Source organism: Sulfuricurvum sp., from assembly GCF_030691015.1.
Lineage (GTDB): Bacteria > Campylobacterota > Campylobacteria > Campylobacterales > Sulfurimonadaceae > Sulfuricurvum.
The window spans coordinates 198,418-217,424 of the sequence record NZ_JAUYFF010000001.1 but is presented as its reverse complement, the minus strand read 5'-3'; the positions used below and the strand labels follow the sequence as shown (position 1 = coordinate 217,424).

The following is a 19,007-nucleotide window of genomic DNA, read 5'->3' as shown; positions in this document are numbered from 1 at the left end:
ATCACTTTTCTCTCTCAAATAGGGGAGAGAGGTGCTATAATCGGGATATTTTCACTATCATAGAGTATTCATGCCCTCAGCTTTAATCGATTCATCTAACCATATCGTTTTAATAGCGCATAAAAATCCGGATGCCGATTCACTCGGCTCGGCGTGTGCTTTTTACTCTCACCTTCTTCGCAGTCAAAAAAAAATTACCCTTTTTTGTGTCTCAGATGAATTGAATCCTAATCTTGCTTTTTTACCGTGGTTTGACAAAATAACCGACCGTTTTCCCGAAGATGCCGATTTGCTTATTAGCTTTGACTGCGGCAGCTATGGACGGCTTGGGATTGAAAAAGAGTTGCCGCTTATTAATATCGATCATCATGTCAGTAATGACTTTTACGGTACACATAACCTTGTAGATAGCAGTGCGATTAGTACAACTGAAGTTATTTATGACTATTTTGTTGCCAACGGTATAAAAATCAATGGTAAAATAGCACTTTCGCTTTATGCCGGACTGCTCGATGATTCGAAATGTTTTAGTGCACCCGAATGCAGCACGAAAACATTTGCGATGGCGCAAGCACTCTTGGAACTTGGAGCTGATCATGCGATGTGTATTGAGTGGCTTTACCGACGCCGTTCTCTGGCTTCCTTGAGAATACGCGGAATCCTGCTTAAACAGATGAAGCTGTTATCGGATGCCCGACTTGCGGTATTTGAGGTTTCCCTTCCGTTGTTGGAAGAGACCGGAGCCACGATTTCTGAGTGTAAACGGGTGCTCGACGAAGCTTTAGGGATGCGAAGTGTTCAAGCCGCCATTATGGTGCTGGAACACCCACAAGGTGGGATAAAACTCTCTTTGCGCACAGACGGCGCGGTTGATGCAGCTAAAATTATGATGTCATTCGGCGGCGGTGGGCACGTGAAACGTGCAGGGACACGGATAAAACAAGAGAATTGTGATGAGTTCGTCAAAAATATTATGGTGATGATAACAAAGGAGTTTATGTGAGAAGAGGCCGAAACGGTTCGGGAATTGTTGGATGGATTATAGTTGTTTTGGTTTTGAGTGCCGTCGGTTTTATGGGTTTTTCACCGCTGTTTGAGAGAGATGAGCCAAAAGTTACTCTTTCACAAGATGGATATTGGAATTTTAGAGACCCTATCCACGTCAATGTGGAAGATGCAAGCGGGCTGAAATCGTTTAAAGTGACGATTGCAACTCCTCATGAGGAGTGGGTCGTTGCTGAAGAAAATATGAAGTCTTCAGAAATAAAAAAAGTATTTGATATCCTCCCTCCCAAAGGAGTACGCAGAGTTGAAGCGACTTCTATCGTGTTGAAAATCGAAGCGACCGACAATAGCTTATGGGGTCTCTTTATGGGGAATACCTATAAAGAGGAGATCACCCTTGTGATCGATCAGCGCCGTCCGGTTCTTGCGATTATCGCAAACTCGTATAAAATTCAAAAAGGGGGATCGGCGATTGTCATATTTAAAGCTGAAGATCCCCATATGCAGAGCTTAAAAATTGAAACTTCTTTCGGTAAAACATTTGTTGCACAGCCCTTTATGAAAGAGGGATACTACGCTTCTTTGGTTGCATGGCCTGTTCAAGAGCAAACCTTCAGTGCGACCGTAATTGCCCGTGACCGCGCCGGAAACGAAACAAAAAGCGCCATACCGCTTCGTCTGAAAGATCATGTTTACCGCGTATCCAATATTGAACTCAGTGATGCATTTTTGGACGGTAAAATTGCGGAACTTGCTAATGAATACGAACAAACGGCAGGTGTAGATGACCGACTGGAGCAGTTTCGCATCATTAACGAAAAAGTGCGTGCCGATAATGAGAAAATCATCCATGGCATTACCTCGAAGGTCTCTACAAACATGATACTTGATTTTACTCCGGAGCCTTTTTATCCGTTGGTCAACGGTCAAAAAGTAGCCGATTTTGGAGATCACCGTATTTACAGCTATAAAGGGAAAGAAAATGTTTCTCAAGCGTACCATATGGGGCTTGATTTAGCGAGTGTTGCTATGGGATCGATTACGTCCTCCAACGGCGGTAAAGTTGTTTTCTCTCAACCTAACGGAATTTACGGGAACTTACCTATTATCGATCACGGATTTGGGCTCTATACCCTTTATGGGCACTGTTCGGAAGTTCATGTGCAAGAGGGAGATGTCGCAGCACTCGGGCAAGCGATTGCTAAAACAGGGCTTAGCGGCTATGCGATGGGAGACCATCTCCATTTCGGTATTTTGGTACAGGGCATTGAAGTGCGTCCGGAAGAGTGGATGGACACAAAATGGATCTACGATAATATTACCAGTGTTATTGAGAGTGCTAAACTAATCATTAACCAACGTTGAAACACGGTATAATTTCACAATAGAGCTAAGGATAATACGCACATGATGCAAACAACGATCGGTAAAAGTGTCGAACTCGTGGGTATAGGTTTGCACCGAGGCTCCCCGGTTAAACTACGGCTTGAACCGTTAGGGGCTAACAGCGGTATCGTCTTTTATCGCAGTGATGCCGGAGTATCGATTCCGTTGATCCCTGAGAATGTTGTTGATACGAAAATGGCAACGGTTATCGGGCGCGAAGGGGTAACGATTTCGACGATCGAGCATATGCTCTCGGCGATCTATGCCTACGGTGTCGATAATCTTCGCGTTATTGTCGATGCGGATGAAGTCCCCGTTATGGACGGTTCCTCCATGAGCTTTTGTATGCTTCTTGAAGAGGCCGGAATCGTAGCACAGGACGAGCCTAAAAAGATTATGCGAATCAAAAAAGAGGTGATCGTTCAAGAGGGAGATAAATACGTTAAATTGATCCCTTCCAATGATATGAACTACGACTTTACGATTAAGTTTTCACACCCCGTTATTGATCAGCAAAGCTATGTCCTCTCTTTTACAAAAGAGAATTATAAAAAAGAGATTGCACGTGCTCGAACATTCGGATTTGTCCATGAAGTGCAATATCTCCGCTCCAAAGGGCTCGCACTGGGCGGAAGTTTGGAAAATGCGGTTGTATTAGATGATAAAAAAGTGCTCAACCCTGAGGGGCTTCGATTCGGTGATGAGTTTGTGCGTCACAAAATTCTCGATGCGATAGGAGATATGTCGCTGATTGGAATGAATTTCATCGGTAACTACGAAGCGTTCGCAGGGAGTCATGATCTGAACCATAAATTGACGTTAGAGCTTTTAAAAGATCCAGCGAATTATGAGGTCGTTGAACTCGCACACGCAGAGTCGAAAGAGTTGGCAAAAGCGTATGCATGACGCTCTTGTCATCGCGTTAAGTTCCCCCGTATTGGTGGGAATTTACAAAGATGGAGTTTTAGTCGAAGAGATTAAAAACGAGGGGATGAGTTCGGATGTGCTGGCGGAGATTTTTGATTCGCTGTTAGAGCGGTATACTTTTTCGCATTTGATGTATGCCAAAGGTCCCGGGAGTTTTATGGGGATCAAGGTCACCTATGTTTTTCTAAAAACGCTCAGCATTGTACGAAAAATCCCCCTTTTGGCAACGGATGCCTTCTTTTTTAACCAAAATAGCCCCATCAAAGCAGTTGGAAAGCTCTATTTTGTTAAAAATAGGACAACAATCGAGTTAGAACCGCTGACCTCACCTGAGATTATCGGTTTTGAACTTCCCAAAACTATAGAATTAGAAAAATTTAATTCGGACAATCTTCCCTATTATGGGATTGATGCCGTTGGATAAGGAAATTATTTGTTCGTTAGTGTACCCGCAACGAGTGCTAATTTAGGACCCGGATTTGATTCATTAGGCCTTGCCGTCGATTTGCGTAATCAAGTCGAGCTGGTGCCGTCACGTTTTTTTGCCGTCTCTATCAAAGGGGAGGGGGAGAATAACCCGCGCCTCAAAGGGAACAATCTCTTCGTCTCTATTTTCAACGAACACTACCGTCGTCTAACCCAAAAACGACAAAACTTCAAGTTTACGTTTTACAATCAGATTCCTATGTCACGTGGATTGGGGAGTTCTTCTGCCGTCATCGTCAGTGCTATCAGCTGTGCTCATGAAGCTGCCGGAGTCAAAGTGTCCAAACGTCGCATCCTTAATCATGCCCTTGTGTATGAAAGCCATCCCGATAACATTACTCCTGCGGTAATGGGGGGATTTAATGCGGCGATGGTAGAGAAGCAAAAGGTTTTTTCACAGCAAAAACATCTTCCCGATTATCTGAAAGCGGTCGTTGTTATCCCGAACAAGCCGATCTCAACCGCGAAATCACGAACAACGCTTCCTAAATCGTACAGCAAAGAAAATGCCGTCTTTAACCTTTCCCATACGGCGGTGACGGTGGGGGCCTTTTTTAATGAAGATTGGGAGATGCTTCGCCTTGCTACTCAAGATCGGTTCCATCAAAAAGTACGGATGAAGATGCTTCCTGAACTTTTTGCCGTTCAAAAAATGGCGTACGATAACGGAGCTTTGATGTCCACACTATCGGGCAGCGGATCGACTTTTTTTAATATGGTCTATGACCAAGATGCCCAAATGTTGGCCGATAAATTTAAGTCGGAGTTCACCGATTTCGAGGTCAAAATTTTAGGCTTCGATAATGACGGTTTAGTTGTCGAACGATAACTAAGAAAGTATTGGATATAATGGCGCAAAAGTTACATCAGCCTATCCGCATGTGCGTGGTATGTCGTGAGCGCTTTGCTCAAGTAGCACTTTTACGCCTTCAATGTCGTAATGGGGTCTTAGAACCTTATACGAATGCAGGGAGAAGTTTTTATATGTGCAGGTCTTGTACCGATCATAAGAAAACTCCGGGGCAGCTGTCCCGTCAATGTAAAAGCGGCGCTAGCGTAGAGCTGATGAATCGGTTAAAGGAGATCATCGTTAATGATGGATAAAGTTAGAGTTCATGAAATTGCCAAAGAGCTTGGTATCAATTCAAAAGAGGTAGTAGACAAAGCAGCTGCAATGGGGCTTAATGTGAAAACTGCCTCGAGTTCGGTTTCGATCGAAGAAGCTGAGCAAATCATGAACTATATCATGAGCGGCGCATCTACGGAAGCTGCAACGCCTAAGTCTTCTCCAAAAACAACCCCTTCTGAAGAAGTATCGGTTGTTGCCGCTGCAGTAGTAGAGAGTGCTCCGAGTGTTGCACCGATTGCAGAAGTAAAAGAAGAGAGTTCGGAAGAAGTATTAGTCGAGCAAGAAGTTCCTAAGCGTTCAGGTTTGAAAATTGTTAAGAAAAAACGGCCTCAAGAAGAAGAGTTTGTTGCTCCGGTTCGCCATGAAAGTAGCCACGTTTCTAGTTACGGTAAACTAAGTGAGCAGGCTCAACGTGAATTGGAAGCGAAACGAGCGAAAAAAACACAAAATAGCAGTTCTCCGGTACAGAAAAAAGATCAAGGGGTTCGCCTTGATATTTTCGGCGGCGGAATCTCCGATGTATCTATGGACTATGAACAAGATCAAGTCGTATTGATGGATTTCAACGATTTGGGTGCTAATTTGCCGCCGGAAGAAGAGCAAAAACCGAAAGAGAAAAAACCGATCGGTCGTAATGCGGGTAAAAAACAGGGTGCTAACCGTGGTAAGCCGCGTCAAGTCTCTCGTGAAGCACGTAAACGTTATACGAAAGATACTAAAGAAGACGAAGTTATTACTCACGTTGAAATTGCTGAAGACGTTCGTGTCTATGAATTTGCCGAAAAAGTAGGACAAACAATCTCTGCGGTCATTAAAGTCCTTTTTGACCTTGGAATGATGGTTACCAAAAATGACTTTTTGGGCAAAGATGAAATCGAGATTTTGGCGAGTGAATTCGGTGTTGAAGTAACCACCATCGATCCAAAAGATGCGTTTAATCTTGAGAGCGCGTACGATGAAGAGCACGAAGACAGTGAAGGTGCCGTTGAGCGACCTCCGGTTATCACTATTATGGGTCACGTTGACCATGGTAAAACCTCTCTTCTCGATGCGATCCGTAATGCTAAAGTGGCAAACGGTGAAGCGGGTGGGATCACTCAGCATATCGGTGCCTATTCAGTAGAGCAAAAAGGTAAATTGATCACGTTCTTGGATACTCCGGGGCATGAAGCGTTTAGTGCGATGCGTTCACGCGGTGCACAACTTACCGATATTATCGTTATCGTTGTCGCGGCAGATGATGGGGTTAAACCTCAAACCCGCGAATCGGTTCAACACGCCAAAGATGCAAAAGTTCCGGTTATCGTTGCGGTGAACAAAATGGACAAACCGGGTGCTAACCCCGATATGGTTAAAGCACAAATGGCAGAACTTGGACTTAACCCTACCGAGTGGGGCGGAGATGTCGAGTTTGTCGGTGTATCGGCTAAAGCAATGACGGGAATCGATGAGCTTTTAGAGGCGATCTTGCTCCAATCCGAAGTGATGGAACTCAAAGCAAACCCTGATGTTATGGCAAAAGCAGTTGTCGTTGAGTCTACATTGGAAAAAGGTCGTGGACCGGTTGCTACCGTTATCGTTCAAAACGGAACATTACGCGTCGGTGATAACATCGTGTGCGGTGGTGCTTATGGGCGCGTTCGTGCATTGATCAGTGATCGTAAAGCACAGCTTCAACAGATCGGGCCGAGTCAAACCGCCGTTGTTGTAGGACTCAGTGACGTACCGCCATCGGGTGAAGTGATGATGGTGATGGAGAGTGATCGTGAAGCGCGTGAAGTAGCACAAAAACGTGCTGAGTACGATCGTCACCGTGAACTCTCATTGAGCACCAAAGCATCGTTTGATGATTTGACCTCGTTGATCGCTGAAGGTCGTATTAAAGCCCTTAAAGTCGTTCTTAAAACCGACGTTCACGGATCTCTCGAAGCGATTAAATCGGCGCTTGCAGAGTTACGTAACGAAGAGGTCAAAGTTGAAGTGATCTCCAGCGGTGTCGGTGGTATCACTGAAAATGACATTGCATTAGTCAACAACAGTGAAAACTGTGCACTACTCGGATTCAACGTTCGTCCTACGGGTAATGTTAACGCTATGGCTAAACAGATGGGTGTAGAGATCAAAACCTACTCTATCATTTATCAGTTGATCGACGATGTTAAATTGTTGCTCGGCGGTATGATGGCACCGCAATTCCGTGAAGAGAACACCGGACAAGCCGAAGTTCGTGATACGTTCCCTATGCCTAAAGGTGCAGGAACCATCGCAGGATGTGTGGTTGTTGATGGTAAACTCGTACGCGGCGGAATGGTTCGCGTTATCCGTGAGGGTGTCGTTATCCATGAGGGTGATCTTACATCACTCCGACGTTTCAAAGACGATGTCAAAGAGGTTGGTAAAGGGATGGATTGTGGTGTTGTTCTCAACGGCTACACCGATGTCAAAGTGGGTGACGTTATCGAAACCTTCAAAAAAATCGAGACTAAAGTATCCCTGTGACTCCGGCACAAATAAAAATCAAGCGAACGGAATCAATTCTCAAAGAGTTGATCCCCGAAGCGATCAGCCAACTCTCCGATGCGCGTGTGCGTGAAGTGGATGTTATCGATGTCCATTGTTCACGCGGACGAAGCGATGCAAAAGTCTATCTTGATCCGCACCATTACACTCCGCAAGAACAAGCCGTCTTTTTAAAACTGCTTGAAAAAGCCCGTCCGATCATCGAAGAGCATTGTATGAAAGATCAAGGGTGGTTTCGTAGCCCCCGTATGACCTTCGTGTTTGATGATACCCTCAAACGAAGCCAAAATATCGAGGCGTTATTCGCCCAAATCGCCAAGGAGAAAAAAGATGAGTCTTGAATCTGACATCAAAAAAATGGTCGAATCCATCGGCTTGTCTCTCTACGACACTGCCGTACTTAACGAAAATGAGAACACCATTTTCCGTGTTAGTGTTACGGCACCGGGCGGTGTAACGCTCAACCAATGTGCTGAGCTCACCCATCTTATCAATCCGTTATTAGACGTTACCTCTCCGGTAAGCGGTGAGTATCGTCTCGAAGTAAGCTCACCGGGGATTGAGCGTCGTCTCAAAACACTAGAGCACTTTGTTCAATCGGTAGGTGAAAAAGTTGCTTTGAGCACCATTTCTAAAGAGAAATATGAGGGTGAAATGATCGGCGTTGAAAACGAAGAGATCATCCTTAACACCAAAGAAGAGGGTGAAAAACGGATCCCTTTTCGCTCGATCAGCAAGGCAAAAACCTACTTCGAGTGGTAATGAAACCCTCTACGGAACATCATGCTATGACACTCGCGCTGGCTGCAGCGTGGGATTATCAACTCCTTACGTTTCCTAACCCAGCCGTCGGTGCCGTTTGTTTTTCCAAAGAAGGTACTATCCTCTCTATCGGTGCTCACAAACGTGCAGGCGGTCCTCATGCCGAAGTGTATGCACTTCGTGATGCTTATGCTCTCCTATCGGGCGATACTACCATTGCGGACTCCGACGACGCCCACCATATCCATGAGTATCTTCGTACCCACCATAACGGCATTTTTAACTCTGTTTCGATGGCAGTAACACTCGAACCGTGCTCCCACATCGGTAAAACACCCTCATGCGCATTACTCATCCGAGATTTGGGACTACAAAAGCTTGCCATTGCGTGTAAAGATTCTAATCCTGAAGCGGCAGAGGGGGGAAAAATCCTCGAAGAATCAGGGATAGTATGTGAATTTTGTGTCATGGAATCAGAGGGGAAAAAACTGTTAGAGCCGTTTTTGAAATGGCAAGAGACCCCTTTTGTTTTTTTTAAATGGGCACAGCGACTTGATGGGACGATTGATAAAGGGACGATCAGTTCAAAAAGCTCACGTGAACATATGCACGCTCTGCGCGATCGGTGCGACTTGATCGTTATCGGCGGTAATACGGTGCGTCATGATCGTCCGACGCTCGATGCACGATTGGTAGCGGGGAGGGCACCTGATGTACTCATTTATTCTCATCAGAATGATTTTGACCGATCCATTCCCCTTTTTAGTGTACCGAATCGGAATGTTTTTGTTGAATCGTCGCTGGAAAAAATAAACGGATACCGATTGGTGATGATTGAGGGGGGCGCGGGGATGATGGAAGCTGCGTCTAAGGTCATAAATTGGTATCTCAGTTACATTGCGCCTAAAATTGGGGGCGGATCACAAACTCTTGGTATCATTCAAGAGGATTTTGAGGTAATGAACGCTAAAATCACTGACAATATTATCCTTTGGATGAAGAAAAAATAGGACTATTTATGACCAAACAAGAGAAAATCGTATCGATGTTCAACGATATAGCTCCGACATATGATCGTGCTAATCGAGTGCTCAGTATGGGTATCGATACCTTTTGGCGTCGTAAGGCATGCGATTTGGCGTTTGGTTACTGCCCCTCGAAAAAAATTGACTCTATCGTTGATGTTGCATGCGGTACGGGGGATATGATGGGGTATTGGAAACGTCGTGCCGATAAAGCGGGATTGAGTGTTGATCGTATTGTCGGTATTGACCCGAGTGAGGGGATGGTCGGGGTAGGACGTGAAAAATTTCCGGATATGTCGTTTCACATTGCCCCTGCGACACAACTTCCCAAAGAGGACAGCTCAGCCGATATCATCAGCATATCCTATGGAATCCGTAATGTTGTAGAGCGCCAAGAGGGGCTCCACGAATTTAACCGTGTCCTTAAACCGGGGGGGCTTGTCGTTATTTTGGAATTTATGAAGAATGAAAATCCCTCTATGCTCGGAAAAGTGCGTGATTGGTATATGAACAATATCCTCCCCAGCATCGGCGGATTGATCTCAAACAACTACGAAGCGTACCGCTATCTACCTGACTCTATCGAAGGTTTTTTAACGGTGGGAAAAATGTCTCGCGAGCTTGAAGAAGCGGGATTTGAGATGCTCTATACCAAAAGCTTTTCAATGGATATTTCGACGTTGATGATCGCCCGTAAAAAGTAACCCAATGGCAACAACCCTCAGTGTCTCTTCTCTCAATGAGCAGATTAAGACGCTATTAGAGACCTCCTTTGAATTTGTCAGCGTCGAGGGGGAACTCTCCCGTGTCACCAAACACGGTAGCGGACACATCTACTTCACCCTCAAAGACAACGATTCTGCGATCAAATGTGTCATGTTCAAAGGCAACGCCGCACGATTGAAGTTCTCTCTCGAAGAGGGGGCGCATATCATCCTACACGGGGCACTCTCCCTCTACAAACCGCGTGGCGAGTATCAGATCAACGCATTCAGTGCCGAACCCTACGGTGCGGGGGCGTTGGCGGTAGCGTTCGAGCAGCTCAAACAAAAGTTAGAATCAAAAGGGTACTTCGACCCGACACGTAAAAAAAGTTTCCCGAAATTCCCCCAAACGATTATTTTAGTTACTTCCGCGACAGGGGCGGCGTTGCAAGATATGCAGAGAGTCGCCTCACATCGATGGCCGCTGGTCAAACTCATCGTTTTGGATGTATTAGTTCAAGGGGAGCGCGCGGCGGGACAGATCGGCTCTGCGCTGAGATATGCCGATACACTAAACGCGGATGCGGTCGTTGTCGGACGAGGTGGTGGAAGTATCGAAGATTTATGGGCGTTTAATGAGGAGATCGTTGCCGATGCGATTTTCGCGATGAACACTCCCGTAATGTCCGCCGTAGGGCACGAGATCGACTGGGTTATCAGCGACTACGTGTGCGATATGCGCGCCCCGACACCGAGTGCCGCAATGCAGATGCTCCTCCCCGATCAAAACGAACTCTCTCAAAGTATCGATGAGATTCGATACAGTGCCTATGGGATGATTACTCAGCGTTTGGAGCGTAAACGTGAACAGCTCCTCTCGATGCAAGAGGCGTTTAAACGCCACGGAGTAGAACATCGTTTAGAGGTGCAGCTCGAGCTGGTCAAAGAGCTACGAGAGCGGTTAAATCGACAGATGACACAACGATTGGAGCAAAGCCGACGGGAGATTACTCCGTTGATAGAGCGGTTAACCCAAAGCATCGAATCAACACTGCGACAAAAGCAGTTTATGATTACACAGCTCACCGAAAGCTTTAGTGCCAATCATCCCAAGAATAAAAACAAAAGCGGATTTGCGCAGATCGCCCGCGAGGGGAAAGTGATCGATTTGGATGTGTTGAGCGTCGGAGATCGGTTTGAAGCTATGAACGAGCGGAGAGTTGTCCGCTCGGAAGTAGTAGAGATCGTTTCGATTTAATTTTTATTGCAATGATACGGGCGGAAAGTACATGTGGGCCAAACTGGCTCCCTCTGCGGCGAACCGTTTGAAAAACTTATCCATCGGGTCTTCTTTATTCCAGATCGGTTCAGCTACTTTACTAAGAGTTTCTACCCGTTTTTTAGCATCAAATTCAACCCCTATAGAGTCGATAAGCCCCACTTTTTGTGCTTGAGCTGCGGTGAAAATGTGAGCATCCGCATAATTGCTGCTGAGATTAGGATCGAGTTTTCGAGCACGTGCGACATCGGTAACAAACATCGCATAGGTTCCGCCGATCACTTTGTCAAGTTCGGCGCGTTCAACCTCACTCCATTTACGATCAAATGTTCCCACCTGTTTGTAGGTTCCGGCATGGACGGTTTGCGTTTTTACTCCCACTTTTTCCATGAGTTCGGAAATATCAGCCCCTTGCATTATGACGCCGATGGAACCGATCATACTGCCGGGGTTGGCGATAATCTCATTCCCCCAGATAGCGGAGTAGTATCCGCCGCTTGCCATGATCCCTGCCGCATAGACGACAGTCGGTTTAACTTCACTGAGCCGTTTGATGGCGTAGGCAATCTCAACGGATGGGGCGACGGCTCCGCCGGGAGAGTCGATACTGAACAAGACCCCCTTAATATCCTTTTTTTCACGTGCTTCGTCGAGTTGTTCGACAATCGATGTCGCATCCAAAATAGGTCCCGTTAGGATTATTTTTTGGAGGTTATGGGGAGTAATTCCCTCATCGCCCGAGGGGAGAAAGAGCCAAAGGACAAATAAAACCAAAACGGTTGCTTTAAAATGCTCTTGTATGAATTTGAGTCCCGTAACCATACACGAGCCGATTTTTTTGATAAATTCCATCATTGTACTTTCTCCCCTTGAATATAGATCGATTCGATGACGCGAGGCTGATTGATGAGATGTATCGGTAGTTGCTCATTAATAGGATAATTGACTCGCATAACAAGAAAGTCCGCATCGTAATCGGGCATGATTTTACCACAATTGAGACGCAATGCTTCCGCCGCTTCCGATGTGACTCCTTTCCACAGTTTTTGCGCTAGGGAAAGGAGATCATCGTTCGGGTGGATAAAGAGGGCAATTTTCATCTCTTCAAACAGATCGAGGGTGTAGTTGGAACTCAGACCGTCGGTTCCGCAGACGAAGCGGATATGTTTCTCTTCTAGAGGTTGCAGATCGAGTACACCGTTTCCGAGGAGGCGGTTTGAGATAGGGCAGTGGATGATGGTGTGGTTCCCCTCGGAGATGGCCGCTAACTCCTCATCGGAAGCGTGAACCGCGTGGGTAAAGAGGGTAGGAACGTCACGAAAATAGCTCAAAAACTCTTCAGCGGTATTGGCGGCTTGGGTCTGTTTGAGAAAGTTTTGAAAAAACGGTGCGAAAGCTCCGCTGTTACTATCGAGCCATTCGCGCTCAGCCGGGCTTTCCATGAAATGAGTGGTGACACGCAGTTCTTTATCTTGTGCGTATTTGAGTCCTTTTTGGATCAATACCCGATGGACGGAGTAGGGGGAATGGATGGCAACGGAGGGATAAAAACCGTCCCGTGTTAGTTCTTGGGAGGCAAAAAGCCGCTCCTGAAAATTGCCATATAATGCATCCGCCATCATGGGATCGGAGCCGATGAGTTCGTTGAAAAAGACCACTTTTTGAGGGGCTTTGAAACACGGCTCCAAATCAAAACCGTAGGAACTCACCGCACCGAACGCCGTGATGCCGTTGGAGAGCATCATCTCTATAGCACGCGTCGTGCACCCATCATCGCAGTCGTTAACCAATTCATCCCGTGCGGCGATAACACTTGAGAGCCACGGCATAAACTCCCCGTAGGTGAGGGTGGAGCGGTTGGCACTGAACTCCAAATGGACATGGGAGTTGATGAGTCCCGGAACCAAAACGGAACCCTCTCCCAACTCGATACATTGCTCACCGTAACGGGAGCGTAAATTATCGTTAGAGGAAACGTCGATAATGGTTTTGTCAAATACGATACCGTGATCACGGAGGATCACTCCGTCGCTAAAAAGGGTATCGGCTAATAATATTTTCATACAGTAATGTCCAAGCGTATCAGAGTTTTTTTAATGGCTAGAATTGTATCATAGGGAATACAACCCATTTCTCTTTTTAGCAACTTAGAATCAAATTTTTTAAGATTGCTGAGCCAGAGCATGAAAGAGTGTTTCAAATAGTCCGATTAAAGAGTATTGCGTTATAATAAAACATAGGGAAATATAAAAGGATTATATTGAAAATACTTGTCGTCGATGACTCTAAACTAGCACGTTTATTTCTGATTAAAACGCTAAAAGAACTGGAGCCTATGGCTGAAATTTTAGAAGCGGAGAATGGACTGATTGCGGTCGAATTATTTAAGCAGGAAAGACCGAGCGCTGTTTTTTTAGATTTGACTATGCCGGTCATGGACGGGTATGAAGCGTTGAAAGAGATTATAAAAATTGATTCCAAAGCGCAAGTTGTTATTGTTTCGGCTGATATTCAAGCACAGGCACAGTCCACTGTTCTCGAATCGGGTGCCAAAATGATGGTTCCCAAGCCGATTAATAGCGAAAAAATGTTGACTGTATTGCAGCAACTTTCCATATAAAGAGTTAAGAATGCAACAAAACGGATTTACAGACGATCATCTTGATATGCTTCGGGAGTTGATGAATATCGCTATGGGGAACGCTACGGCCAGTATTGCCGATTTGCTCGAAGCATTCGGAAAAATGCATATCCCCCAAATTATGATCAGTGATATGGAGGGGCTGGATAGCTATATTCAGCAATCGATACCTAACGATCAGCGTAACTACGTGACAAAACAGCTTTTCGGAGGGCTCTTTAGCGGTGAGTTCCTATTTGTTATTTCGGAAGAATCCGCATTGCATCTGGGGCATCACCTGTATGATGTCGATAACCCATCGGATGGAGATATTCTGGATGCCGTCATTGAACTGACCAATATTCTCAGTGCGACGATTATCAGTCGATTGACGGAAGAACTTAATACCAAAGTGCAGTTTTTCGTCCCTTCGACAGAATTGGTGGACGGAAATTCTCTGATCAGCCAAGAGGATATTATCAATTATCATAGGATCATTATCATCAGTACGGAGATGGAATTTCAGCATCAAAATATCAACGGACAGATTTTTATCCTCACGAAAGACGGGATGATCGGAAGTTTAAAAGAACTTATCGATCGTAAACTCGAAGAGTTGTACGCCTAATGGTTACAATCCCTTATCCTAATGTACTTCTCGATGCCCTTGAAATAGGGGTTATGGTTATCGATGAAAGTTTTGAAATCCGTTACTGGAATCAATGGCTAGAGATCAATACCGCTCATTTAGCATCCGAAATGATCGGTAAGAATCTTCATGATGTTTATCCTCAGATTGACTATAAAGTATTTTCGCGGAAGATACGGACAACTTTGCGCCTAGCGTCTCCCACCTTTTATGATGCATCATTGCAAAATCGTTTTATCGAAATACCCCGTACAAAAATTACGACTTCATTGCTGATTAATATGCAGCTTCAGGTGACAATCTCACCTTATGTCGTCGAAGAGGGGCTTGTAATGGTATCCATATACGATATCAGCGATTTGCATGAGTTGAAGCTTACCCTTCAGTCCCAGATGGAAAAAATTTCTGAGCTGAACAGTGAACTGCACAGAGACAAAATGATTATCGATGCCAATCTTCTGATCACCAAAATCGATGAAGAGTGCAGGATTGTCGAAGCAACTCAAGCGTTTTTGGAGTTTTTCGGGTACAAAAAAGAGAGTGTGATTGGTGCGTATCTCTCTCAGGTATTTGGGGACGTTTCGGTTGATTTTGATACGATCCAAATATGTGATGCCATCGCGCGTCAGCAAAAATGGTCAGGTGAAGTCAAAGCCGTCTTGGCGAACGGGGAAGAAGTATGGTTTGATACCGTTGTAACCCCTTTGAATGACGATGAGAACGGTACATTGTCCTATACGGTTATTTTTCACGATATCAGCGATAAGAAACGGATAGAACTCCTCTCCATTACCGATCCGCTGACTAAACTCTTTAATCGGCATAAATTTAATGAAGTGTTTGAAAATATGATTCGTCGTCGTCATTGGGATGAGAACCATACTTTTGGCCTGATTATTGCGGATGTAGATCATTTTAAACGGGTTAATGATACGTATGGACACCAAAGCGGAGACAAAGTATTAATCGAGGTAGCCCAGGCTTTTTCACAAACGATCCGTACCGGAGATATTTTAGCGCGCTGGGGCGGTGAAGAGTTTGTATGCCTTTTGCCGGATGTTGATATGGAAAAAGCACTTTACGTCGCCGAAAAACTCCGTCTGGCCGTTGAAGAACTTCATTTTGCCGATGCGGGAACGATCACCTCTTCATTCGGAGTGAGTATTTTTGCTCCCGGAGATACGCAGGAGAGTATGATACACAGGGCGGATTCATCACTGTACCGTGCTAAAGAAAACGGGCGTAATCGGGTCGAATGCATATAAGCGAGAGTGAAATTTAGTTCCTTATAATATAGAACCTCTTATAATCTATACCTTAAAACATCAATCAAGGTTTAATCAATGAAAATAGTCGTTATCCAAGGGCCGAATCTCAATATGTTAGGAGTTCGGGAACAACAAGTGTACGGACCGATGCGTTTAGAGCAGATTCATGCACAGATGAAAGATGTTGCAACTCAAAACGGGGTAGAGATCGAGTTTTACCAAAGCAATTTGGAGGGTGAGATTGTTGATCGTATCCAAGAGTGTTATGGCGATGCCGATGGGATCATTATCAACCCTGCGGCCTATACTCACACCTCTATCGCAATCCGTGATGCGATCAGTGCGGTGAATCTTCCGACGATCGAAGTTCATATCAGCAACATCTACCGTCGTGAAGAGTTTCGTCAAAAAAGTATGACGGCTCCTGCGTGTACATCTTCGGTCATCGGATTCGGACCTTTCGGTTATCATTTGGCAATGGTCGGGATGATGCAGATTCTCAGCGAAATCAATGCAATGCGTCAGGCTCAAGCACCGGCACAACAAGGTGCAGAAGAAGAATAAGCGATGCCGCTTCGTCGCAAACTAGATGAGAAACATACCGTTTATGTGGATCATAATTTCCCAAAAACACTCCCTCAAGCGGACGGATTTCGTTACCACGCCCTTTTGGGAGTAGGGGGGAATATCGGCGATGTAAAGCGGCGGATGAATCATTTGTGGATTCATTTGCGTCGTTTATCGATGCTCGCTCCTCTGAAAAGCGGGGTGATTCTTCGCAATCCCCCTTTCGGGTATACGGAGCAGAATGATTTTGAGAATACCGTCATTGAAATTGTAACCTCACTGGAACCTAAAGCCCTTTTACGGTTGATTTGGCGGATCGAAAAACGTTTTGGGCGGCGTCGCAGTTTTGCGAATGCGCCGAGGACGTTAGACTTGGATATACTATTCTTTGAGAAACGGTTCATTCGAACCAAAGAGTTGAGTATTCCTCATCCTCATTGGCGTGAGCGGGTGAGTGTAACTATACCGCTTGGAAGTTTAGCTCGAAAGAGCGCACGGAGATATTATGAAAATCTTGACATTTAGCGGTGCCACCCCTGCTGAAGCGCTTAAAAAAGCACAATTGGAGGTAGGCGAGGAAGCGATGTTGATCGAAACTCGCGAAGTACAGAAAAAATCGCTTGGAAAAAATGCTCTGTATGAGATTGTGGTAGGAGTCGAAGAAAACTCTATCCCTACCCCTAAAGCCAAGCCTAAAGCGGAAGAGACGTTTATGAAACAGCGTCCGTTGGCACAAAAAAGCAGTGATGTCCTCTATAATATTTCCGAAGCGGCAAAACAAATCTCCAAAATTGCCGAAGTAACCGAAGAAGAACGCCCCTCCCGCCAAGCCCCTGTGAGAGAGAGTGAAGATCTCAAGCGGATTAAAGAAGAGATCGAAAAACTGGGTGATAAAGTTAAATTGATTCAAAATATGTTTTGGTCGGAAAAATCCCCGAAAACGACTGCCGCTATCCCCCCTGAATTTGCCGAGATTTATCGTCTCGCGCAACAAAGCGGAATGGATCAAGATCACCTCGATGAGATTATGCACCTTACATTGGAGCATATGCCCTCCAAAATGAGAGAGAGCTCCGAAACCGTCAAACGCTATTTTCAGGTACTGATGCGAAAAATGATCCCTGTCCGTATGGAGACACCGCCGAAACCGGGAAGTAAAAAAGTAATTATGCTGGTCGGCCCTACCGGTGTCGGTAAAACGACTTCGATTGCGAAGCTGGCGGCACGCTTTTCGTATCTGTTGGAGAAAAAATATAAAGTAGGGCTAGTGGTACTTGATACCTACCGTATCGGGGCGGTAGAGCAGCTGATGCAATACGCACGTATGATGAAGCTTGGGATTGAGACAGTCGTCGATCCTCCGGAGTTTTCGAGCGCCCTCAACGCGTTGCGTTACAGTGACTATATCTTGATCGATACAATGGGAAGCTCACCGTACGATAAAGGGAAAATCGAGAAGATATATGAATGTCTACGTGATAATAACACCGATTACAGTGTGGATGTCGTTTTGGTCATGCCAAGCTCGATCAAGTATGATGATCTTAAAGCAACCTATGAGAATTTTGCACCGCTTGGGATCGATACGATGATGTTTACGAAACTTGATGAGACGAGAGGATTCGGAAATATTTTCTCACTCGTATATGAGACCAAAGTGCCGATCAGCTATTTTTCAGTCGGTCAGGAAGTGCCTGAAGATTTGGTTGCGGCAACAAGCGATTTTTTAGTCGATTGCCTGATGAACGGATTTAGCAGAGGTGAGCGTACATGACTCACCAAGCTTCCAAACTCGAAGCCCTTGTTAACCAAAACCGAAATCTGGTAGCGAAAAAAACCAGATTTATTGCGATTACAAGCGGTAAAGGGGGAGTCGGAAAAAGTACGATCAGCTCCAATATGGCCTATGTGATGGCTAAGTACGGGCTGAAAGTGGGAATATTCGATGCCGATATCGGGCTTGCCAATCTCGATGTTATGTTTAACGTCAAAATCAAAAAAAATATTTTGCATGTCCTTAAAGGGGAAGCGACCGTTGAGGAGATTTTGGTTCCGATTGAGCCGAATCTGGTCTTGATCCCCGGTGAGAGCGGTGAAGAGATTTTTAAATACGCTTCGGGGGGATTGTTCGAGCGCTTTATGGAGCAAGCCAATGTTTTGGATGATTTGGATGTGATGATTATCGATACGGGTGCGGGGATCGGGGAACATATTCAGCTCTTTTTGCGTGCGTGTGATGATGTCATCGTTGTAACGGTTCCCGATCCCGCTGCAATTACCGATGCGTATGCTACAATCAAGGTAACCGCTAGATTGCGCGATGAGATTAACGTCATTATGAATCAAGTCCGTTCCAGTAAAGAGGCGGAGGGGTTATTTGAAAAAATTCACAAAGTCGCGGCCGCAAATATCGGAGGCTCTTTGAAGCTTAGTTATTTAGGTCAGATTTCAAGTGATCCTAAAATATCGACAAGTGTCAAAAAAAGAGCCCTTTTCTCGCGTGATTTTCCGACAGCAACACCGACGAATGAATTAGAACTGATTGTTAAGCGTATCGCAAAAAAACTGGAACGAAACGTGCTGGTAGATCCCAAAGAGAGCGGGTTAGGTGGGCTGTTTAAACGTCTAATGGAACATTTTTAATCCACAGTGTTTGCAGAATTACGGCACATACTGCTTT

The 19,007-nt window shown here is 45.3% G+C and carries 21 protein-coding genes; 19 read left to right on the top strand and 2 right to left on the bottom strand.

Annotated elements, in window-relative coordinates; genetic code table 11:
• Positions 1 to 70 precede the first annotated feature (70 nt).
• The 12 genes from Q8O20_RS01145 to xseA are packed head-to-tail and all read left to right on the top strand — an operon-like array spanning position 71 to position 11,202.
• Positions 71 to 1,003 carry a bifunctional oligoribonuclease/PAP phosphatase NrnA gene (locus tag Q8O20_RS01145; protein WP_304741116.1) on the top strand — a complete coding sequence of 311 codons (933 nt, stop codon included), beginning with the start codon at positions 71 to 73 and terminating at the stop codon, positions 1,001 to 1,003.
• Positions 1,000 to 2,370, top strand: a complete 1,371-nt coding sequence (locus Q8O20_RS01140; RefSeq protein WP_305529648.1) for a M23 family metallopeptidase — start codon at positions 1,000 to 1,002, stop codon at positions 2,368 to 2,370. Before Q8O20_RS01145 ends, Q8O20_RS01140 begins: the two co-directional genes overlap by 4 nt.
• Before the next feature lie 42 nt (positions 2,371 to 2,412).
• On the top strand, positions 2,413 to 3,297 hold the full coding sequence (gene lpxC, locus Q8O20_RS01135) for a UDP-3-O-acyl-N-acetylglucosamine deacetylase (protein ID WP_305529647.1): 885 nt from the start codon (positions 2,413 to 2,415) through the stop codon (positions 3,295 to 3,297).
• Positions 3,290 to 3,742 carry a hypothetical protein gene (locus Q8O20_RS01130; RefSeq protein WP_304741122.1) on the top strand — a complete coding sequence of 151 codons (453 nt, stop codon included), beginning with the start codon at positions 3,290 to 3,292 and terminating at the stop codon, positions 3,740 to 3,742. The genes lpxC and Q8O20_RS01130 overlap by 8 nt, the downstream gene beginning before the upstream one ends.
• Positions 3,743 to 3,751: 9 nt before the next feature.
• Positions 3,752 to 4,633, top strand: coding sequence for a homoserine kinase (thrB, locus tag Q8O20_RS01125; protein ID WP_294895168.1), 882 nt, complete (start codon positions 3,752 to 3,754; stop codon positions 4,631 to 4,633).
• Between the two features lie 20 nt (positions 4,634 to 4,653).
• Positions 4,654 to 4,908: a DUF448 domain-containing protein gene (locus Q8O20_RS01120; RefSeq protein WP_304741125.1), complete on the top strand. Its 255-nt coding sequence runs from the start codon at positions 4,654 to 4,656 to the stop codon at positions 4,906 to 4,908.
• The gene (gene infB, locus Q8O20_RS01115; RefSeq protein WP_305530027.1) at positions 4,901 to 7,432 is read left to right on the top strand and encodes a translation initiation factor IF-2; all 2,532 of its coding nucleotides are present in this window, start codon (positions 4,901 to 4,903) and stop codon (positions 7,430 to 7,432) included. Before Q8O20_RS01120 ends, infB begins: the two co-directional genes overlap by 8 nt.
• The gene (gene rbfA / locus Q8O20_RS01110) at positions 7,429 to 7,794 is read left to right on the top strand and encodes a 30S ribosome-binding factor RbfA (protein WP_015652896.1); all 366 of its coding nucleotides are present in this window, start codon (positions 7,429 to 7,431) and stop codon (positions 7,792 to 7,794) included. Before infB ends, rbfA begins: the two co-directional genes overlap by 4 nt.
• The gene (locus tag Q8O20_RS01105) at positions 7,784 to 8,215 is read left to right on the top strand and encodes a ribosome maturation factor RimP (protein WP_305529646.1); all 432 of its coding nucleotides are present in this window, start codon (positions 7,784 to 7,786) and stop codon (positions 8,213 to 8,215) included. The genes rbfA and Q8O20_RS01105 overlap by 11 nt, the downstream gene beginning before the upstream one ends.
• Positions 8,215 to 9,225, top strand: coding sequence for a bifunctional diaminohydroxyphosphoribosylaminopyrimidine deaminase/5-amino-6-(5-phosphoribosylamino)uracil reductase RibD (gene ribD, locus Q8O20_RS01100; protein ID WP_305529645.1), 1,011 nt, complete (start codon positions 8,215 to 8,217; stop codon positions 9,223 to 9,225). The genes Q8O20_RS01105 and ribD overlap by 1 nt, the downstream gene beginning before the upstream one ends.
• Positions 9,226 to 9,233: 8 nt before the next feature.
• Positions 9,234 to 9,944: a bifunctional demethylmenaquinone methyltransferase/2-methoxy-6-polyprenyl-1,4-benzoquinol methylase UbiE gene (gene ubiE, locus Q8O20_RS01095; RefSeq protein ID WP_305529644.1), complete on the top strand. Its 711-nt coding sequence runs from the start codon at positions 9,234 to 9,236 to the stop codon at positions 9,942 to 9,944.
• Positions 9,945 to 9,948: 4 nt separating this feature from the next.
• Positions 9,949 to 11,202: an exodeoxyribonuclease VII large subunit gene (xseA, locus tag Q8O20_RS01090; RefSeq protein WP_305529643.1), complete on the top strand. Its 1,254-nt coding sequence runs from the start codon at positions 9,949 to 9,951 to the stop codon at positions 11,200 to 11,202.
• Between the two features lie 3 nt (positions 11,203 to 11,205).
• Here the strand turns inward: xseA and sppA are convergent, their stop codons facing one another.
• Positions 11,206 to 12,078, bottom strand: a complete 873-nt coding sequence (gene sppA / locus Q8O20_RS01085; protein ID WP_305529642.1) for a signal peptide peptidase SppA — start codon at positions 12,076 to 12,078, stop codon at positions 11,206 to 11,208.
• Positions 12,075 to 13,286 carry an aminofutalosine deaminase family hydrolase gene (locus Q8O20_RS01080; protein WP_305529641.1) on the bottom strand — a complete coding sequence of 404 codons (1,212 nt, stop codon included), beginning with the start codon at positions 13,284 to 13,286 and terminating at the stop codon, positions 12,075 to 12,077. Before Q8O20_RS01080 ends, sppA begins: the two co-directional genes overlap by 4 nt.
• Positions 13,287 to 13,483: 197 nt before the next feature.
• On the opposite strand from Q8O20_RS01080, the gene Q8O20_RS01075 reads away from it, so the two are divergent.
• The 7 genes from Q8O20_RS01075 to Q8O20_RS01045 all read left to right on the top strand — a co-directional run bounded on the left by Q8O20_RS01075 (position 13,484) and on the right by Q8O20_RS01045 (position 18,970).
• On the top strand, positions 13,484 to 13,843 hold the full coding sequence (locus tag Q8O20_RS01075; RefSeq protein WP_305529640.1) for a response regulator: 360 nt from the start codon (positions 13,484 to 13,486) through the stop codon (positions 13,841 to 13,843).
• Between the two features lie 10 nt (positions 13,844 to 13,853).
• Positions 13,854 to 14,471: a chemotaxis protein CheX gene (locus tag Q8O20_RS01070; protein WP_305529639.1), complete on the top strand. Its 618-nt coding sequence runs from the start codon at positions 13,854 to 13,856 to the stop codon at positions 14,469 to 14,471.
• Positions 14,471 to 15,757 carry a diguanylate cyclase gene (locus Q8O20_RS01065; protein WP_305529638.1) on the top strand — a complete coding sequence of 429 codons (1,287 nt, stop codon included), beginning with the start codon at positions 14,471 to 14,473 and terminating at the stop codon, positions 15,755 to 15,757. The genes Q8O20_RS01070 and Q8O20_RS01065 overlap by 1 nt, the downstream gene beginning before the upstream one ends.
• A gap of 78 nt (positions 15,758 to 15,835) precedes the next feature.
• Positions 15,836 to 16,324, top strand: coding sequence for a type II 3-dehydroquinate dehydratase (aroQ, locus tag Q8O20_RS01060; protein ID WP_294895778.1), 489 nt, complete (start codon positions 15,836 to 15,838; stop codon positions 16,322 to 16,324).
• 3 nt (positions 16,325 to 16,327) lie between these two features.
• A complete protein-coding gene (gene folK / locus Q8O20_RS01055) occupies positions 16,328 to 16,852 on the top strand; it encodes a 2-amino-4-hydroxy-6-hydroxymethyldihydropteridine diphosphokinase (protein ID WP_305529637.1) in 525 nt (174 codons plus the stop codon).
• Positions 16,833 to 18,101 (top strand): flagellar biosynthesis protein FlhF, encoded by a 1,269-nt coding sequence (gene flhF, locus Q8O20_RS01050; protein ID WP_305529636.1) that lies wholly within the window; start codon positions 16,833 to 16,835, stop codon positions 18,099 to 18,101. Before folK ends, flhF begins: the two co-directional genes overlap by 20 nt.
• Positions 18,098 to 18,970: a P-loop NTPase gene (locus Q8O20_RS01045; protein WP_304741151.1), complete on the top strand. Its 873-nt coding sequence runs from the start codon at positions 18,098 to 18,100 to the stop codon at positions 18,968 to 18,970. Before flhF ends, Q8O20_RS01045 begins: the two co-directional genes overlap by 4 nt.
• Positions 18,971 to 19,007: the final 37 nt, after the last annotated feature.

Coding starts and splice junctions, on each gene's coding strand:
- Q8O20_RS01145 (WP_304741116.1), top strand. CDS start 71: ATGCCCTCAGCTTTAATCGATTCATCTAACCATATCGTTTTAATAGCG.
- lpxC (WP_305529647.1), top strand. CDS start 2,413: ATGATGCAAACAACGATCGGTAAAAGTGTCGAACTCGTGGGTATAGGT.
- Q8O20_RS01130 (WP_304741122.1), top strand. CDS start 3,290: ATGCATGACGCTCTTGTCATCGCGTTAAGTTCCCCCGTATTGGTGGGA.
- Q8O20_RS01120 (WP_304741125.1), top strand. CDS start 4,654: ATGGCGCAAAAGTTACATCAGCCTATCCGCATGTGCGTGGTATGTCGT.
- infB (WP_305530027.1), top strand. CDS start 4,901: ATGGATAAAGTTAGAGTTCATGAAATTGCCAAAGAGCTTGGTATCAAT.
- Q8O20_RS01105 (WP_305529646.1), top strand. CDS start 7,784: ATGAGTCTTGAATCTGACATCAAAAAAATGGTCGAATCCATCGGCTTG.
- ribD (WP_305529645.1), top strand. CDS start 8,215: ATGAAACCCTCTACGGAACATCATGCTATGACACTCGCGCTGGCTGCA.
- ubiE (WP_305529644.1), top strand. CDS start 9,234: ATGACCAAACAAGAGAAAATCGTATCGATGTTCAACGATATAGCTCCG.
- xseA (WP_305529643.1), top strand. CDS start 9,949: ATGGCAACAACCCTCAGTGTCTCTTCTCTCAATGAGCAGATTAAGACG.
- sppA (WP_305529642.1), bottom strand. CDS start 12,078: ATGATGGAATTTATCAAAAAAATCGGCTCGTGTATGGTTACGGGACTC.
- Q8O20_RS01080 (WP_305529641.1), bottom strand. CDS start 13,286: ATGAAAATATTATTAGCCGATACCCTTTTTAGCGACGGAGTGATCCTC.
- Q8O20_RS01070 (WP_305529639.1), top strand. CDS start 13,854: ATGCAACAAAACGGATTTACAGACGATCATCTTGATATGCTTCGGGAG.
- Q8O20_RS01065 (WP_305529638.1), top strand. CDS start 14,471: ATGGTTACAATCCCTTATCCTAATGTACTTCTCGATGCCCTTGAAATA.
- aroQ (WP_294895778.1), top strand. CDS start 15,836: ATGAAAATAGTCGTTATCCAAGGGCCGAATCTCAATATGTTAGGAGTT.
- folK (WP_305529637.1), top strand. CDS start 16,328: ATGCCGCTTCGTCGCAAACTAGATGAGAAACATACCGTTTATGTGGAT.
- flhF (WP_305529636.1), top strand. CDS start 16,833: ATGAAAATCTTGACATTTAGCGGTGCCACCCCTGCTGAAGCGCTTAAA.
- Q8O20_RS01045 (WP_304741151.1), top strand. CDS start 18,098: ATGACTCACCAAGCTTCCAAACTCGAAGCCCTTGTTAACCAAAACCGA.